At 36.9% G+C, this 15,162-nt stretch carries 16 protein-coding genes and 1 riboswitch; of the genes, 2 read left to right on the top strand and 14 right to left on the bottom strand.

Going from position 1 to position 15,162, the window contains the following annotated elements; all coding sequences use genetic code 11:
- Positions 1-99 precede the first annotated feature (99 nt).
- The 3 genes from IGL90_RS06290 to IGL90_RS06280 form a co-directional block, all read right to left on the bottom strand.
- The gene (locus IGL90_RS06290) at positions 100-726 is read right to left on the bottom strand and encodes a LysM peptidoglycan-binding domain-containing protein (RefSeq protein WP_048737213.1); all 627 of its coding nucleotides are present in this window, start codon (positions 724-726) and stop codon (positions 100-102) included.
- 75 nt (positions 727-801) lie between these two features.
- Positions 802-2,244, bottom strand: a complete 1,443-nt coding sequence (locus IGL90_RS06285; RefSeq protein ID WP_016618860.1) for a RecQ family ATP-dependent DNA helicase — start codon at positions 2,242-2,244, stop codon at positions 802-804.
- Positions 2,245-3,279, bottom strand: coding sequence for a helix-turn-helix domain-containing protein (locus IGL90_RS06280; protein WP_048737216.1), 1,035 nt, complete (start codon positions 3,277-3,279; stop codon positions 2,245-2,247). It lies immediately after the preceding gene.
- Between the two features lie 35 nt (positions 3,280-3,314).
- Between IGL90_RS06280 and IGL90_RS06275 the strand changes: the two genes are divergently transcribed.
- Positions 3,315-3,533, top strand: coding sequence for a ferredoxin (locus IGL90_RS06275; RefSeq protein WP_002357617.1), 219 nt, complete (start codon positions 3,315-3,317; stop codon positions 3,531-3,533).
- Positions 3,534-3,555: 22 nt separating this feature from the next.
- Here IGL90_RS06275 and IGL90_RS06270 read toward each other — a convergent pair whose 3' ends face one another.
- The 8 genes from IGL90_RS06270 to IGL90_RS06235 all read right to left on the bottom strand — a co-directional run bounded on the left by IGL90_RS06270 (position 3,556) and on the right by IGL90_RS06235 (position 11,608).
- Positions 3,556-4,887 (bottom strand): zinc ribbon domain-containing protein, encoded by a 1,332-nt coding sequence (locus IGL90_RS06270; protein ID WP_002398998.1) that lies wholly within the window; start codon positions 4,885-4,887, stop codon positions 3,556-3,558.
- A 255-nt stretch (positions 4,888-5,142) separates the two neighbouring features.
- Entirely contained in the window at positions 5,143-5,808 is a 666-nt protein-coding gene (locus IGL90_RS06265; RefSeq protein WP_002382314.1) for an ECF transporter S component, read from the bottom strand.
- A gap of 71 nt (positions 5,809-5,879) precedes the next feature.
- A riboswitch (FMN riboswitch) is annotated at positions 5,880-5,999 on the bottom strand.
- 153 nt (positions 6,000-6,152) lie between these two features.
- On the bottom strand, positions 6,153-6,869 hold the full coding sequence (locus IGL90_RS06260; RefSeq protein ID WP_048737219.1) for a pseudouridine synthase: 717 nt from the start codon (positions 6,867-6,869) through the stop codon (positions 6,153-6,155).
- Positions 6,870-6,872: 3 nt separating this feature from the next.
- On the bottom strand, positions 6,873-7,478 hold the full coding sequence (gene scpB, locus IGL90_RS06255) for an SMC-Scp complex subunit ScpB (RefSeq protein WP_002357625.1): 606 nt from the start codon (positions 7,476-7,478) through the stop codon (positions 6,873-6,875).
- On the bottom strand, positions 7,475-8,269 hold the full coding sequence (locus IGL90_RS06250; protein WP_002396363.1) for a segregation/condensation protein A: 795 nt from the start codon (positions 8,267-8,269) through the stop codon (positions 7,475-7,477). The genes scpB and IGL90_RS06250 overlap by 4 nt, the downstream gene beginning before the upstream one ends.
- Before the next feature lie 64 nt (positions 8,270-8,333).
- The gene (xerD, locus tag IGL90_RS06245) at positions 8,334-9,224 is read right to left on the bottom strand and encodes a site-specific tyrosine recombinase XerD (RefSeq protein WP_002360354.1); all 891 of its coding nucleotides are present in this window, start codon (positions 9,222-9,224) and stop codon (positions 8,334-8,336) included.
- 168 nt (positions 9,225-9,392) lie between these two features.
- Positions 9,393-10,322, bottom strand: a complete 930-nt coding sequence (locus tag IGL90_RS06240; RefSeq protein WP_002357629.1) for an alpha/beta hydrolase — start codon at positions 10,320-10,322, stop codon at positions 9,393-9,395.
- Positions 10,323-10,516: 194 nt separating this feature from the next.
- A complete protein-coding gene (locus IGL90_RS06235) occupies positions 10,517-11,608 on the bottom strand; it encodes a DUF871 domain-containing protein (protein WP_002357630.1) in 1,092 nt (363 codons plus the stop codon).
- Between the two features lie 181 nt (positions 11,609-11,789).
- Between IGL90_RS06235 and IGL90_RS06230 the strand changes: the two genes are divergently transcribed.
- Positions 11,790-12,539, top strand: a complete 750-nt coding sequence (locus tag IGL90_RS06230; RefSeq protein WP_002374887.1) for a peptidylprolyl isomerase — start codon at positions 11,790-11,792, stop codon at positions 12,537-12,539.
- A 43-nt stretch (positions 12,540-12,582) separates the two neighbouring features.
- On the opposite strand, the gene IGL90_RS06225 is transcribed toward IGL90_RS06230, so the two are convergent.
- The 3 genes from IGL90_RS06225 to IGL90_RS06215 all read right to left on the bottom strand — a co-directional run bounded on the left by IGL90_RS06225 (position 12,583) and on the right by IGL90_RS06215 (position 15,162).
- On the bottom strand, positions 12,583-12,957 hold the full coding sequence (locus tag IGL90_RS06225) for a YxeA family protein (protein ID WP_002357632.1): 375 nt from the start codon (positions 12,955-12,957) through the stop codon (positions 12,583-12,585).
- Between the two features lie 142 nt (positions 12,958-13,099).
- Positions 13,100-13,645: a TetR/AcrR family transcriptional regulator gene (locus IGL90_RS06220; protein WP_002369419.1), complete on the bottom strand. Its 546-nt coding sequence runs from the start codon at positions 13,643-13,645 to the stop codon at positions 13,100-13,102.
- 218 nt (positions 13,646-13,863) lie between these two features.
- Positions 13,864-15,162, bottom strand: coding sequence for a PTS sugar transporter subunit IIC (locus IGL90_RS06215; RefSeq protein WP_002363934.1), 1,299 nt, complete (start codon positions 15,160-15,162; stop codon positions 13,864-13,866).

Genomic DNA, 15,162 nt, shown 5'->3' with positions numbered 1-15,162 from the left:
GCAAACCATCTTTCGGAAATTTCTGCTTATTGGCATTCTCATGTAATCATCCGTCGCGGTTTAGCCCTTGAAAGTGCTGTCCAAACCTCTTTTTCTGGATTATTTAATACGTAATGGTTGTCCTGGATAAAACACAGATGTATCAATCCCAGGATTTAACGCTAAAATTTGTTCTAATGTCATTCCGTTACGTTCGGCAACTTGACGTGCCCCTTCGCCACTTTGAACGGTATCATAAACAGGTTGTTGGTTCTGCGCTTGTTGCTGTTGTTGATTTTGAGCTTCTTGTTGTTGTTGCTGCTCTTGTTGTTGCTGTTGCTGTTGTTGTGCTTGTTGGTCCTGTTGTTGCTGTGCAGCAGCATCAGAACTTGAAGGTGTTGTATTTTCAGCTGGTTGGCTGCTTGCTGGTTCTGAGCTTTCCACTGATTTTGACGTACTTTCTTTTTTCTTCTCTTTTGATGATGATTGGACTAATGAAGAAGATGGCTGGCTATTTTTACTAGCACTTTCGTTCGGTTTCTTGTCTTGCATCATCCATAAGAAAGTCCCAATTGGAATGGCAATAATTAATAATAGCAAAATAACTAAAACAGTTAGAAATAATGAATTTCCTCGTTGCTGTTGGCGTTTTGCTAAACGAGAACCACCACCATTTTGATCAGGTTCATAAATTGATTGTTCCCATGGCTCACGAGCTTGTTTTTTCTTTTTGTCCTTTTTACTCACTGCTAATTTCCTCCTAAACTTCTCTCGCTTGTTATTATATCATAGCTTTTGCCAACTGCCGACTAAAAAAATGAATTAATCACGTTCTTTAAATAATTTTAGAAATTTAGAACGCCAATCTTCTTCATTTTGATTGCTGGTCTTGTTCGATTTTACTATTGAATCTTGGTAAATGTCAAAGAATAACGCACAATTATCACAACAAGTTTCCGGTGATTGTTTTACAATTGGTTCTTGAAAATAGGTTTGAATCAACGTTCTTCGACAGGTTGTGGTTTCAATATACGTCAGCATCCCTCTTAATTGCGCTTGACGATCTTTTTCTTTCTCCTCTAAACGATGCTCTAGCTCTTCAAAAGAATAATCCTTGGCTAAATAGCCTTGAACCCATTTTTGTTGTAACTCGGTGGCATTTTCTAACAAACCTGCTTGTTCTTCTCCTTCAATCAGCGATTTTAAGGTCGCTCGATTCGCTCTTGTCTCTTCTAAGAAAAACCGATGAATAAATTCATCCCCTTTTTTATACAATAATAGCGCCCAACTTTTTTGACCATCACGTCCAGCTCGCCCGATTTCCTGCAGGTAATTTTCTAAGCTATCAGGCAAATCAAAATGAATCACTCCACGAACATCAGGTTTGTCGATTCCCATCCCAAAAGCATTCGTTGCACAAAGAATATCGATTTGATTATCAATAAATTGTTCTTGCAAGCGACTACGTTCACTAGCCTCCAAGCCCCCATGATAATAGGCCACCTTAAAACTGGTTTTCGCCTGAATAAGTTGACTAATTTGTTCTGTTTTGTTGCGCGTGGCGCAATAGATAATGATTTTACCAGCCGTTTTAGATAAGTAATCTAGTAACACTTCTTCTTTTTCTGACGTTTCCTTCACGAACAAGCCAATATTTTTTCGATTCACTGAAGAAAGAACTTCTTGATAGCTACCATGAGAAAATAATTGTTTTATAATTGCGTGCTGTACAACGGGTGTCGCCGTGGCAGTTAACGCCAAGGTCAAAGGAAAGTCTAGCTGTTTTTGGACCAGATCTAATTTACTATATTCAGGGCGAAAATCGACGCCCCACTGATAAACACAATGGGCTTCATCCACCACAAATAATGCAATTTTTTGGCGTTGTAACACACTAAGTACTTCTTGCTGCAAAAGCATTTCTGGGCTTAAAAACAGATAATCGTATTGGAACATTTTCGCTAAAATATAACGCTTTTCTGAATATTGTAACGTACTGTTTAAGGCAACCGCACCTTTAATTCCTTGTCTTTGTAATTGACGCACCTGATCTTCCATTAACGAAAGTAAAGGAGAAACAATTACCGTTAGTCCCTCTAACTTCTGGCCCACAAATTGATAACACAATGATTTACCGGTGCCTGTTGGCAAAACAGCCAATGTATTCATACCGTCAAGTAAGTTTGTAATCACTTCTTTTTGACCAGGCTTAAACGCTGCATAACCAAATCGAGTGAATAATTCTTGTTCTAATGTCAACAACACTCACTCCTTTTCTTGCCAAATTTGTTGGATTTGATATAAGCGGAAATCTAAATAAGAAAGCGTCTCTTCTTGCGCTCGCCAATCCCGATACACCCACAACCGCGGATCTTGTTCTATTTGAGCCAATTTTTGGAGCATTGCCTCCTTTTCAAGATAAACAGACGCCTGCAGCTGCCCTTGAATAGCCAACTCTAATAGATGATCATGAATGGTACTCAGTTTTATTTTTCGCTGCTCAGCAATTTCTTGAAGTGTCTTACCTTCCGTTAACAATCGTTGAGTTTCTTGCATACTTTGGTTTAGATTTTTTTCTAGATACGGCCATACAAGCGTTTGTAAAGCAGGATAGTTTCCTCCGTACATTATCAACTGCAGTAAATGATGAACCGCTTGCGTATGCCATAAACGCTGTTCAAGAACTGTCTTATGGCTTGTTAATTGCTGAGGAACTTTGCCAGTTTGCTGATAACCAGAAAGTTGCGCAACCAAATAGTCGCTTTCTGCTTCAGGTAGTAACTCAAACCCTCGCAACAGTTCTTCTTTGATTGATTGAATGCGCTGCTCTTTCTTGTCTTGTTGTAACCATCGTTTCAAATATAGTTGCGGAATCGGTGTTGATAAAAGTGGAATATACTGTTTTTCCTCAAATGATAAATACGAAGTCACTTGCACGGCAAATTGAATGAGTTGCCAACTTTCTCGATCACTTCTGCCAAAACGATAAAGATCAATTGCAGGATAATCCAGCAACGAAAAATGGTGCTCCTTTAAAAATAGTTGCCCTTCTTTTGTTAGTTGAATCTCATTTGTCTCTTTGTGATACTGAATTTGTTTCGCCTTCGAAAGTTTTTCAAGAAATTGAAAAAAGGCTTGTTCGGAAATCGTTGGCCACCAGCCAATGAACCGTAAACAATCATATAAAAAACCATAAATCAAAACAGAGCTAGTCCGTTTGCCTTTTAAAAGATGATACAAAGTTGATGCACGTACCTTGTATCCATGAGATAATAACGCTAAAATAAAAGTTGCTTCCATAGTAAACCTCTTTTAGATAGGATGTGTCACTGTTTATGCAATCACGTTTAGTTCCTGAAAAATGTATTGCTTGTGGACTTTGTCAAGTTTATGCGCCCAATATATTTGATTATGATGATCATGGGATTGTCCTTTTTAAAGACGAGCCGCATGCTCGACAACAATTTATTCCAGAAAACGAACGCGAGAATGTGTTAAAAGCGTACCGCAAATGTCCCACGCGTGCAATAGAAATAAGCAAAAATGAGTGCTAAATAATTTAGCACTCATTTTTGCTTAGAGTATTTTTTCGAGCCAAGCAAGTGTTTGTTCATCTATCGAAACAAACTGTAATTGTCCTTCTTTTAGCGGTTCTTTGACTAAATGAATTTGATCATTTAGGCCATTGATCCATTCATAACGAAGACCATTTTCTTTTGCTTTAGAATTTTTAGCTTCTAAATAATAATTGACATGGTAATTTTCTTTACCATCCAATTGTAGCGTATTAATGGTCACTTCAAAATCTGGTGAAACATCGGTCGATTTCTTTTCACGTAATCGTTCAAGTGCTTCAATAAAAGAAGGAAATTGAGGATTATTTTCCCCACCAACGAGATATTTTTTAGCAAATTCTGTACTATCCGTATGACTTTTCACTTGTTTGGCAAATGCTTGATAAAAGGTTTCTAGCGCTTTGCGGGCATCATAGTCGCTAGCTAACGGAAAATTCAATTGTAGCGTTGGATTATCGGAGAGCGCTTCGACAAAATCATTTTCACCAATCGTTTCTTTTGATGTTTGAATTTCTTCTCCATTAATCGTCTTTTTAAGTTGAATCGTCATCCCTTTGGACCAGAACAAAGGGCCAATCGTTTTGCTTCCATTCGTTAGCGTACCAACTTTCCGATCATTAATATAAATATCTGCGTCTGGCAGATTGCTCTCCACAACAAAATTCATTCGTTTAAAATCTAAAGGAATACTAGAAATATAATTTTCCTCTTCTAATAAACGATACTCTTCTGTGATAACAGGTTCACCGGTGCTATCTTTCACTGTGGCTGTAAAGGTATATTGTCCTGGCGCTAAGGGTCCCAACTCCTTTTGATAAGTGGTTGAGTCGGAAGTGCCCACTTCCCGCCCGTTCATTGCCAACGTAACACCGCGCTGATTCGTCGTTAACTGAACAGAAACAGGCGTTAAAATGAATTGATAACGGTGAAAGAAAAATGCTGTTTGACTTGTTTCACGAATAGTTAAACCATGTAGCTTTTTATCCTTTAATAGCGCTTTTTCTAATTTTTTTAGCTCAGTTGGATTTTTTTGATAATAAGTGATTAAAGGCTTAATGCTTTGCGGATTCACTTGAAATTCAGACTCGTTCGTCCTCATTTTTTTACTTAATTCTTGGGCATCACCATTCTCAATCGCTTCAATAAAATGAGAAATTTGTTGTTCCTTAGAAAAATAATGCGTCCCGAGAAAATAGCTACCCGCTCCAAGAACGATGAACACAAAAAGAAACACCCAGATCCAGCTTCTTTTTGATCTGAGAGGAGTAGATTCGTTCCCTTTATTCATTGATGGTTGTGCTTGGTTTTCCTCTTGATGCATTGATTCATTCATTAGCGGAGCGCCGCATTCTTCACAAAAGGACTCCGTATCACGATTCACATGACGACAATTTTTACACTTTTTCACTCAGGAAAACTCCTCTTTCTTTAATGATTTCTATCATACCAAGGGAAAGTTAAAATTACAATGCAGATGGTTTAGTATTTTTTAACAGAATGATGACAGATTATGACAACCTCTTTTCTTTTAGGCGTAAATTTTAAAAACCCACTGTCAAACATTGTTCAACAGCAGGTTTTTTATCATTTATTTTGTTAACGGTGTTTTTTTCTGAATAGTATGTTGTTTTTTTGATAGCCATGGCAATAACTTCGCATGTAGTACTAGAAAAACACCACTGACTAAGAGGCCTTTAATAAGGTTGAATGGCACAATACCAATCGCCACATAGCTTGCTAAAGATGTTCCTAAAAATTGTTGTGTGGTCACACCATATAATTGTAAGTAAATGGGTGTAATGACAAAATAATTCGCAATACTCATGAAAATTGTCAAGGCTAAGATCCCACTTACTAAGCCCACTATCCGATTTGTACGGATATTTTTCTTTTTACCAAAGAAATAAAAAATTGGCAAGGTGAAGATACTACTTGCTAAAAAGCTAGCGAAATCTCCCACCATATTTTGCGGTGCTAGTCCGGTTAAGAACAGGTGTAGCAACGAACGAACAAAAGCAGTAATTACTCCTGCTAACGGTCCGTACAAGAACATTCCGAGTAGAATCGGAATATCACTAAAATCGATTTTCAAAAAACTAAACGCCGGCATAATCGGAAATGCCACAAATTGTAATACTGTACCGATTGCGGCCAACATTGCAATGCTGACCATTTTTTGTACCTTGTTGTTCATCTGAAATCCTCCAATTAAGGACCCATCTTCAACGAACTTTTTGATTCGCTTCTTTGTCATACAAAAAAACCCTATTTTTCTGCAGGGAAAAATAGAGTAGGATTATCTGATGAAAAAGCGTCTCAAATAAGCCCTATCTTCTTTATCCAGACTATACTGTCGGTATTGGAATTACACCAATTCAATCGTTAAAAACGAGTCGTGGACTATAACCACCGGTCGGGAATTACACCCTGCCCCTGAAGACGAACCTTGTATTATATTTTTTTACTTACTTAGTGTAACCGATTTGAACAATGAATGCAACTAACTAAGCTTTTTTATTAAATTTCATTGATTGTTTCATTTCTCAAAAAAAAAACAATCCCTTCGCCATAAGCGCGAAGAGATCGAGTCATTTTATCTTATTTAGCTTGATTTAATAATTGACTGATTTCTTTTTTAGTTAAATCACGATATTGTCCTGGTCGCAAACCTTTTAAGGTCAACTCACCATAACGTTCACGTTTTAATTTTTGAACAGGGAAACCAACAGCTTGAAACATTTTCTTCACTTGATGATTACGTCCTTCATGAATCGTTAATTCCACGACACTGCTACCTGTTTTAATATCCGCTGAAAGAATTTGAAAATTGGCTGGTGCTGTGCGTTTGCCATCAATGCGAATGCCTTTGGCTAATGGCAATAGATCTCGTTTAGTTGGTACACCTTTAATTTTTGCTACGTAGACTTTATCTACTTCATGTTTAGGATGGGTTAATTTTTGTGAAAAACTTCCATCATTCGTTAAAAGTAACAACCCAGAAGTATCATAATCCAGACGACCGACTGGATAAATTCGCTCAGTAACATCTGTAAAATAATCCGTTACTACTTTACGGCCTTTATCGTCAGACACCGCAGAAATAACCCCTCTTGGTTTATAGAATAAATAATAACCATATTCTTCTTGATAAATTGGTACACCATCAACTTCAACGGTATCTTGTTTACTTACTTGTGTTCCTAATTCTTTGACCACTTGGCCGTTGACTTTTACGCGACCTTTGACAATTAATTCCTCTGCTTTGCGACGCGAAGTCACCCCAGCATGAGCAATTGCTTTTTGTAATCTTTCCATTGTTTAAGCTTCCTCGCCTTCTGTTGTTTCAGACATTGGGTTCGTTTCTTGATAACGATCAAAAAATAGATCCATTGGTAGTTCTTCTTCTAATTCATCTTCCATTTGTTGGATATCTGGTAATTCATCTAAACTTTTCAACCCAAAGTAATCCATAAAATACTTCGTTGTGCCATACAAAATTGCTCTACCAGGACCATCTACGCGGCCTTTTTCTTCTATCAACTGACGGGCAACTAACTTTTGGATAGAACCAGAAGTCTGTACGCCACGAATTTCATCAATTTCAATACGCGAAATTGGTTGCTTATAAGCAATAATGGATAATGTTTCTAGCGCCGCTTGTGATAAGGCGTTCGACATAGGCGATTGCGCATATTTTTTTAGTAATGAGGCATATTTTTTCTTAGTTGTTAAGACAAAATGATTGCCGACTTCTAAAATATTCAACGCCGATTTATTGTCAGAAGCATAATGTTCTTTCAATTTCGTTAATTCTTCATAGGTTTTTGCTGTTGACTTCTCTAATAAGTACGCAAGCTCTTCCAAGCCAATTCCTTCTTCGCCAACCACAAATAAAATTGCTTCAATTTGACTAACTAATGTCACTGTGTTTCCTCCACCTCTGTTGTATCTTCCTGCTGGGTTTCTGTATTAAATAACAAAATTTCACTATAATTATTTTCTTGTTCAGCATAAATCGCGCCCGTTTTCATTAATTCTAAAAGAGCCATGAATGTTGTCACAATTTCTTGTTTGGAATAAGAATCGAAGAAAGAATCAAACGACACTGCCTTCCCTTTCTGTACTTGACGCATACGCTCTGAAATAGCGGTGATTTTTTCTTCGATGGAAACATCGTCACTAGCAACAGTTGTTTCAACAGGCTGGCGATTTTTTTTCTTTTCTAACATGGCGTGAAAGGCTAGAAATAAATCAATTGTATTGATTTGATTAGGCGGTAGTGTTGTATCTTCCTCTTTATAATCATCCATATCCATTGGTTCTTTTGTATAATAGAGTTTACGTTCTTCTTCTTTTTCATGTAAAACAGTCGCTGCATATTTAAATTTCCGATACTCCAATAACTGAGCTACTAAAGCTTCCCGTGGGTCTTCCTCTTCAAAAAAATCTTCATCATCAATGATTTCAAGCTCTTGTTTTGGAAGCAACATCTGACTTTTAATAGCCATTAAGGTGGCAGCCATGACTAGATATTCTCCAGCGACTTCTAACTCTAAGGTTTGCATCGCATGAATATAAGACATGTATTGTTCAGTTACTGCTGTAATGGGAATGTCATAGATATCGATTTCTAATTTTTGAATTAAATGTAGTAGAAGATCCAGTGGTCCTTCAAAGACATCTAGTTTTAAATTAATTTCTTGCAAAAACGACACCTACTTTCTTTTCTCGACTTCCTAGTTTACCATAAATTTATTCGTTTGTGGGCATTCTCGCAAATTAAGCCCGAGGAAAATGTTCCTTATAAACATCTGCCATTCGTTGTTTGGTAATATGTGTATAAATTTGTGTCGTGGAGATATCTGCATGTCCTAATAATTCTTGCACGATTCTAAGGTCTGCGCCATTTTCCAACAAATGTGTCGCAAAACTATGCCGTAATGTATGCGGCGTAATATTTTTCTCTATCTGGGCTTCTCGGACAATCTGTTTTAAATTTTTCCAAATGCCCTGTCTAGATAACGGTTCGCCATGATGATTAACGAACAGGTGTGTTTCATTCGGATGGTTTTTAATCAATTGAGGTCTGGCTTCGTTCATATAGCGCTCAATCCATTGAATCGCATAATCGCCTAAAGGAATAATTCGTTCTTTGTCCCCTTTTCCGATTGTTTGCAATAAACCAATGGATAAATGCAGATCCCCTAATTTTATTTCAATTAGCTCACTAACTCGCAGGCCCGTTGCATACATCACTTCTAAAATAGCACGATTCCGCATACCTAGTGGTTTACTTGTATCAGGGGTTTCAATTAATCGAGTCACTTCGTCAACAGATAATGTACTTGGCAATTTTTGAACTTTCTTGGGGGAGTCAATATGTTGCATCGGATTATGTTCGCTTAAGCGTTCTTGACGTAAAAATTGATGAAATCCTCTCAAACTAGAAATCATCCGAATCACACTTGCTGAAGCTTGCTGTTCTTCGTGAAGGGATTGCAAAAATTCTGTAATCATGTAACGGTCAACTTCGTCCCAAGAATGCAGGCCTTGTTCTTGTAAAAAGGCTACGTATTTTTTTAAATCTCGTTCGTAACTCCGTCGTGTGTTATTTGATAAGCCCCGCTCTATTTGTAAATAGTGTAAATAATCGACTAATTGTTCTTCCATTATCCTTCCCTCATTTCTAGTACTATCCTATCAGATTATGCCCTAGATTGCATGGGTAAATTCCAACTTATTAAAAAAAATCAACTGACAACAAAAGACTTGTTCACTAAGTCGTTAACTTAAGAACAAGTCTTTTGTTGTTGCTACTATTAGTAAAGAATAAATTTGTTATTTTATATATTTATCTAGAAAAGCAGCTACTGTTTCCTTATATTTTTCTGGGTTTTTATTATAAGCTTTCGCATGCTCTGCTCCAGGCACGACATATTTTTCTTTAGGTCCTTGGGTTGCATTATAAACTTCGTCTAACATACTAAACGGCACAAACGTATCATTTTCACCATGAATAAAGAGCATTGGTAAATGATTCTTTTGTAATTGTTTAACAGCGCTTGCTTCCCCAAAGAAATAGCCAGCTCTAAGTTTCGTAATCCCGCTAGTAACATTAACTAATGGGAAACTTGGTAAATTGAAAAGCTCTTTCAATTGATATTGCAACTCCTGATTGACTGTAGAATAGCCACAATCTTCCACAATGGCTTTCACGTTATCTGGTAATTTTTCCCCGCTCGTCATCATGACTGTAGCAGCACCCATACTGACACCGTATAAAGTGATTTGTTCTTGCTGACCATTTTCGGTTAAAACTTTCTCAATCCATTGGACATAATCTTTACGATCGGGCCAGCCGAACCCAATATAATCTCCTTGACTTTTCCCGTGACCACGCGCATCTGGCGCTAACACATTGTAGCCCCAATCATGATACATTTTCGCAAAGACAGACATCGTTTCTGCCGAACCCATATAACCATGCGCCATAATAACGGTACGATTACTTTTTTTGTCGGCTGGTAAATAAATGGCCTTTAGACGTAGCCCATCTTCCGAAGTAATTGACCATTCTTGTCGATTTTTGTCATCTTTAAACCACGCGCCTTCAGGTGTCTGGACCACTTTTGACCCTGGGGTATTCTCATTTATAAAGTCTTTCTTTCCTGGAACTACTGCATAATTATAAAAATATAAGCCTGCCGCAATTAAACCAATTGCAATTACTACAATAAGCGCAATCAAAATTTTTAACCATCGATTCATCTACGTACTCCTTTTATTTAAACTGTATGATTCATTATAAGTTGTCGCCCTTTTTTTGACAACTACCATTCAAAGATTCAGCCATCTTTCTTTACCACTACAATGGGACAATTTTGTTGCGACAAAAAAAGCATAGCACAAAAATATTACCTTTTACGCTATGCTCCACTTATCTATTTATAGGAAACTAAAAATTATTTATTTTCAATAAGTTTAAAACTTGACCATGGTTTCAAAAATTCTAATAAGAAACGTTCGTCATCAGAAATACGACCAACCACATTTACACGGCCATCATTTTTCATTTCTTTTAAAGCAATTTGTGTTTCCCCTTTGTATTGTCCATAGCCAACGTTGTCAATCAAGACATCGCCTCGAACAATATCTCTCGTTGTATGAGCTGGGAAAGGACGATCTTTATAGTAAACACGTGTCATTGTTGAACGCAAAACGTAATCAGAACGATCTCCACGATAACTGTGTAAGTTATCGAACAATGCAATTCTTTCATCTTCTGTGATTTCTGGTTCTGTATCCACTTTGATCGAAGGATACGGTGCATGAAAGGCTTCTGCCATTGCTGCTAATTCTGCTTCTGAGGCATAAGCATTTCCGACAGAAATATCATCGATTAATCCTGTTAAAACTAAATGCTTAACTTGCGTTGCAATTTCTAAATCGCGGTGGTCTTCCAAAGAACATAACCCATCTTGTGTCGGCCATGGCCCAAATGTAGCATCGTGTGAGTTCACAAACGCCATCGTATTTAAATTATATTTTCTAAATTTTTCTGAACAATAAACAAAATGATCATAGCCTAAGCCTGTATAGCGATGTGGATAGAAATTATGTGAGCCTAGTAAATTTTCTGTATTTGGTGAGTAAGCCATAATATTATCTACATAACTTGTCCCTGAACTCATATTAATTTCAATTTTAATGCCATAAGGGTTTCTTGTCATATTCGCCTCTTCTTGCCCAGTAAAGCCAAGATCTAAACGAATACCGTAAGCGCCCATATCATGGAAAAATGATAAATCATCATAAGAGATGCCTAATTGTTCGAACAATGCAGGATTAATATCGACCATCACTTCCATACCTAATTGGTTGGCGTAATCTACGACTTTTTTAAACTCTGCTAATACCTTTTCCCGATCATCATTGATTTGCAATAAACTAGTAAAGACACGCTTAAAGCCGTATTTATGAGCCAAATCCAAATATGCTTTGTCCTTTTCAAATGTTGAACGTTCTGGATAAATTGAAATACCTAATTTTCCCATGTGATTGCCTCCTAAATTGTAAAACATAATAATGTATCTGCTTACATTGTAACAAAAAAAACAAAAGTGGTCTACACCTTTCCTATAGGAAATCTTATAAAAATTCCACTGGTTTGTTATCTTCTCTTTTGTTATGATAAAAAAGAACCTAATTGTCAGTGTGAAAGGAAGAGGAAAACAGATGAAACATAAGAAAATGCTTGCTGTTGCTTCAGTTGCAGCATTCACCTTGCTTTTAGCAGGCTGTAACACAACCAATAATAAAGGCACGACCGCAACGAGTGATTCTGTCGCTAAATCCAGTGAAAGCAAAACAAAGGATTCGGTCGACTTAAATTCACTAGATTTACCACAACTAGATGACAAAGTTGCCGAAGATCAAGACTTAGTCCAAATGGTTACTTCAATGGGAAATATTGAAATCAAACTATTTCCTAAACAGGCTCCAAAAACTGTTGAGAACTTTATGAAACATGCCAAAGATGGCTATTATGATGGCTTGACTTTCCACCGCGTCATCAATAACTTTATGATCCAAGGTGGCGATCCTAGCGGTGATGGAACTGGCGGAAACAGCATCTGGAATAAACCATTTGAAGATGAATTTTCAAACCAGTTATATAACATTCGTGGCGCATTATCAATGGCGAATGCAGGACCTAATACTAACGGCAGTCAGTTCTTTATTGTCCAAAATACAGATGATCAATCTGATGGTCTTTTATATGATGATTATCCAAAAGCAATCATTGATGCTTACAAAAAAGGCGGCTATCCTTCTCTTGATAAAAAACATACTGTTTTCGGTCAAGTAACCAAAGGAATGGATATTGTCGATAAAATTGCCAAAGTCGAAGTTGGTGCCAACGATAAACCAAAAACCGATGTTAAAATTGAAAAAATCAATATTCTTCAAGAAGCAAAAAAATAACAAAAAGTCAGAACGTATGCTGAAGATACGTTCTGACTTTTTGTTATTTTTGAATCGCTTGTAATGCCTTTTCTGGTACTTGGTCTTGATTGACCTCTTCATACGTATTGATGTGGGCCCCTTTATTTGAGACTTTTAGATAATGATCTGTTTTTAATTCATGGTCCGCTGTGAAAGTTATTTCTCGCGTTTTGCCTTCCTCATCTGCGGCTACTTGCGTATAACTAGCAATTCCATAGCCATTAACGCTATCGGCTTTCTTTGTTTTAACATACACATTTCCTTCTTTAACCAATGGATTTAATTGATCTAACACACCAGCTAATTCGCCAGAGTTCTTTTCTGCGTAAAACTTGGCCCCAAATAAACCACCACCAATAACAATTGCTGTCACCACTAAAAATTTAATAAATTTCATCACATAAATCCTCCCGAGTAATTATTCTCTGTTACTTCTTCCAAAGTATAACAAGATTTAAACAATCCTTCCTCGGGCGCAACGACCAGTTTTTTCTCAGACTTATGTCGTATTTTTGTTATTTTGAATAAATAACAAAACACTACTCTTCTATCAACAATTGACTTAATAATTGAATTTCTTGATTCTTAGTTAAGTCAATTGTCTTCATTGTAACCGCTGTGGCTAAACCTAAATAGATTACCACCATTTTAGGAAATAATTCGACAAATTTTCCTTTGTCCATTTGTACATATTTTTTATCCAATAATAAATGCTCTTCAAAAAAAGTTTGAAGCATTTGCTGCAATTCTTCTTCATAACCATGTGCTTTCATAAATAACGCCGTATAGATTTTTTGATGTTTTTGGGCAAATAATATAAAGTTCAGACCCAATGCAATCACTGGGTCTGAGGCACCGACATCTGCTTTATAAAATAATTGCATACGATGAAATAACGATTTAATTAAGGTTCGTTTTAAATCGTCCATGTTGACAAATTCTAAATAAATTGGCTGCGTAGAAATCCCCATAGCATCTGCAATATTTCTAGCAGTTAAATTAGAAAAACCTTTATCTACTAAAATTTTTTCAGCTACGTTTAAGATTTTTTCCTTTGTATATACCTTCGTTCTAACCATTTTCATACCCCTTTTCTCTTTTAGTTAACAATAACTTTATTATGTTCACACAAAAGAAAACCATTTTCATTATATATATAATATTTTACACTTTTTTATGCGTTTCTTTTCTCAAAATTTTCTATACATTTCAAAAAAATTGAGAATTTTCATCGCCTATAAACAAATAGGTCCAGAACAAAAGGTCATCACCTTTTGTTCTGGACACTAAACGGCTGCACTCTTTATTCTTCTATTTGTTTGCCTTGTTCTTTGGCAAGCTCATTTTTATCATAAGCTACAAAGAACGGATAGTAAATCAAGATGGCCACTAGAATTAAAACGATATTCAAAACAGCAGCACGCCAATCGCCGCCTGTCGCCATAAAGGCGCCAATTGGCCCTGGTAAGGTCCAAGGTGCGGTAAAGACAACTTCACTTACTAAACCTAATTTAGTGGCAAACCAAGCAATCGTTGCTAAAACCATTGGTGCAAAGATAAAAGGAATCATTAAAATCGGATTTAAGACAATCGGTACACCGAAAATAACTGGCTCATTAATATTAAAAATAGACGGTGCTAAAATAGCTTTTCCTAGTTTTGAACCATATTCTGATTTTGCCCGAAAGGCTAATAATATGGCTAAACCAATTGTGGCTCCGGCACCACCAATCCAAATGAACCATTGGTAAAAAGGTTCTGCCGCAATCCGAGGTAATGCTTCGCCAGCTGCTTTAGCAGTCGTGTTTTCCTCTAATAGTTGTAGCCATAGAGGACGCGCCAAAGATCCTACGATTGAAGCGCCGTGAATCCCAAAGAACCAGAAAAATGTGGTTAAAAAGACTAACAGCAAGACACTCAATAAAGAGTCTGCTGCTTGAACTAGTGGTCCCACCAAGTTCCCTACAAACGTGTGCCAATCAAAGCCTAAATAATAAGTGATTGAACCAATCAATAACATGACAATTAAAGTCGGAGTCAATGATTCAAATGAACGAGCAACAGCAGGTGGAACGTTATCAGGCATTGTAATTTTGAACTTAGACTTATCTGTTACTCGATAGATTTCGACAGCAATAATTGACGTCACAATCCCAACAAACATCCCTGCACCACCCAAATTAGCCATTGGTAAAACAAACCCAGAAACACCAGCTGCTTTACTGGCTTCTTCAGGAATCGCTACAGGTACTAATGTTAATAAAAAAGCAATCGTAGCCAAAATCCCTCCAGAGACTTGATCAAGATTATATGATTTCGCTAAACTAGCGCCAATGCCAAAAGTCGCATATAACGCCATAATGTACATTGTCATTCGGTAAGGCAATAAGATTGTAGCAGCATTACTTGTTAAAAATTGAGTAATGCCCCAAGATTCTGGTAACGGCGGAAACGCAATAATTAGAAAAAAAGAACCGACAATAATTAAAGGTAATGTCGCAATAATCCCATCCCGCACCGCACGTAAATGGCGCTGATTGGCAATTTTAGCCATTGGTCCAGCTAGATGATTTTCAATCCAAACAGTCAGTTTATCTAACAT

Source organism: Enterococcus sp. DIV1307a, assembly GCF_050537425.1.
GTDB classification, from domain to species: Bacteria; Bacillota; Bacilli; order Lactobacillales; family Enterococcaceae; genus Enterococcus; species Enterococcus faecalis.
This window is presented reverse-complemented; position numbering and strand designations above follow the sequence as displayed.

Coding starts and splice junctions, on each gene's coding strand:
- IGL90_RS06230 (WP_002374887.1), top strand. CDS start 11,790: ATGAAACATAAGAAAATGCTTGCTGTTGCTTCAGTTGCAGCATTCACC.
- IGL90_RS06215 (WP_002363934.1), bottom strand. CDS start 15,162: ATGTTAGATAAACTGACTGTTTGGATTGAAAATCATCTAGCTGGACCA.
- IGL90_RS06220 (WP_002369419.1), bottom strand. CDS start 13,645: ATGAAAATGGTTAGAACGAAGGTATATACAAAGGAAAAAATCTTAAAC.
- IGL90_RS06280 (WP_048737216.1), bottom strand. CDS start 3,279: ATGGAAGCAACTTTTATTTTAGCGTTATTATCTCATGGATACAAGGTA.
- IGL90_RS06225 (WP_002357632.1), bottom strand. CDS start 12,957: ATGAAATTTATTAAATTTTTAGTGGTGACAGCAATTGTTATTGGTGGT.
- IGL90_RS06265 (WP_002382314.1), bottom strand. CDS start 5,808: ATGACAAAGAAGCGAATCAAAAAGTTCGTTGAAGATGGGTCCTTAATT.
- IGL90_RS06240 (WP_002357629.1), bottom strand. CDS start 10,322: ATGAATCGATGGTTAAAAATTTTGATTGCGCTTATTGTAGTAATTGCA.
- IGL90_RS06270 (WP_002398998.1), bottom strand. CDS start 4,887: ATGAATGAATCAATGCATCAAGAGGAAAACCAAGCACAACCATCAATG.
- IGL90_RS06275 (WP_002357617.1), top strand. CDS start 3,315: ATGCAATCACGTTTAGTTCCTGAAAAATGTATTGCTTGTGGACTTTGT.
- IGL90_RS06235 (WP_002357630.1), bottom strand. CDS start 11,608: ATGGGAAAATTAGGTATTTCAATTTATCCAGAACGTTCAACATTTGAA.
- xerD (WP_002360354.1), bottom strand. CDS start 9,224: ATGGAAGAACAATTAGTCGATTATTTACACTATTTACAAATAGAGCGG.
- IGL90_RS06260 (WP_048737219.1), bottom strand. CDS start 6,869: ATGGAAAGATTACAAAAAGCAATTGCTCATGCTGGGGTGACTTCGCGT.